Source organism: Paraburkholderia sp. 2C, assembly GCF_054589215.1.
Genome location: NZ_BAAILL010000078.1, coordinates 1 through 410, shown reverse-complemented (window position 1 = coordinate 410; position 410 = coordinate 1). Strand labels below are relative to the sequence as shown.

General features: G+C 65.9%; 1 protein-coding gene. It reads right to left on the bottom strand.

The genetic code is table 11. From position 1 onward, the window contains the following. The coding region (locus ACYPXD_RS33170) for a citrate/2-methylcitrate synthase (RefSeq protein ID WP_459722465.1) at positions 1-410 on the bottom strand (410 nt) is incomplete at both ends.

Sequence of the window (410 nt, the reverse complement as noted above, 5' to 3'; positions counted from 1 at the left end):
GCGCCGATCGCGCCGGTGATCGCCGAATACATGTCCGAGCCCGTGCCCGCGATCACGCGGCCCGTGAACGTCGATGCGTTGAACTCGTGCTCCGCATAGAGATTGAGCGACACGTGCATCGCATCGACCCACGACTTCGACGGCGGCGTGCCGTGCAGCAGATGCAGGAAGTGGCCGCCGATCGAGTCGTCGTCGGTTTCGACCTCGATGCGCTTGCCGTTGTGCGAGTAGTGATACCAGTAGAGCAGCATCGAGCCGAGCGAGGCCATCAGCCGGTCGGCGATCTCGCGCGCGCCGGCAAGGTTGTGATCGTCCTTTTCGGGCAGCACGGTGCCGAGCGCGGAGACGCCGGTGCGCATCACGTCCATCGGATGCGCGGCGGCCGGGATCCATTCGAGCACCGCCTTCAC